We start from the raw sequence: 1,053 nt of genomic DNA on the forward strand, positions 1-1,053 counted from the left end.
TCAGAATCCGAGTCACTGTCAGAATCAGAGTCAGAATCGCTGTCGCTGTCAGAGTCACTGTCAGAGTCCGAGTCGCTGTCAGAATCCGAGTCACTGTCAGAGTCAGAGTCACTGTCAGAGTCAGAGTCGCTATCAGAATCAGAGTCACTGTCAGAGTCCGAGTCACTGTCAGAGTCCGAGTCGCTGTCAGAATCCGAGTCACTGTCAGAATCCGAGTCACTGTCAGAGTCCGAGTCGCTATCAGAATCAGAGTCAGAGTCGCTGTCGGAATCAGAGTCGCTGTCAGAGTCAGAGTCGCTGTCAGAATCCGAGTCACTGTCAGAGTCCGAGTCGCTGTCGCTATCAGAATCTGAGTCACTGTCAGAATCGCTATCAGAGTCTGAGTCGCTGTCAGAGTCCGAGTCAGAATCGCTGTCTGAGTCACTGTCGGAATCAGAGTCGCTGTCAGAGTCCGAGTCGCTGTCAGAATCCGAGTCAGAATCGCTGTCTGAGTCACTGTCGGAATCAGAGTCGCTGTCAGAGTCCGAGTCGCTGTCAGAATCCGAGTCAGAATCGCTGTCTGAGTCACTGTCGGAATCAGAGTCGCTGTCAGAGTCCGAGTCGCTGTCAGAATCCGAGTCACTGTCAGAATCAGAGTCACTGTCAGAGTCCGAGTCGCTGTCAGAATCCGAGTCACTGTCAGAGTCCGAGTCACTGTCAGAGTCAGAGTCGCTATCAGAATCAGAGTCACTGTCAGAGTCCGAGTCGCTGTCAGAATCAGAGTCTGAATCACTGTCAGAGTCCGAGTCGCTATCAGAATCCGAGTCTGAATCACTGTCAGAATCCGAGTCACTGTCAGAGTCCGAGTCGCTATCAGAATCAGAGTCACTGTCAGAGTCCGAGTCGCTGTCAGAATCCGAGTCGCTGTCAGAATCCGAGTCACTGTCAGAGTCCGAGTCACTGTCAGAATCCGAGTCGCTATCAGAATCCGAGTCGCTGTCAGAATCCGAGTCGCTGTCAGAGTCACTGTCGCTATCAGAATCCGAGTCACTGTCAGAGTCCGAGTCGCTGTCG

1 protein-coding gene is annotated in these 1,053 nt (G+C 52.6%); it reads right to left on the reverse strand.

Translation table 11 applies throughout. The features are described from left to right. Window positions 1-1,053, reverse strand: a 1,053-nt coding sequence (locus tag J536_RS26095) for a hypothetical protein (protein ID WP_032064299.1), incomplete at both ends; no start/stop codon positions are given.

The organism is Acinetobacter sp. 809848, from assembly GCF_000581275.1.
Classification (GTDB): domain Bacteria; phylum Pseudomonadota; class Gammaproteobacteria; order Pseudomonadales; family Moraxellaceae; genus Acinetobacter; species Acinetobacter pittii.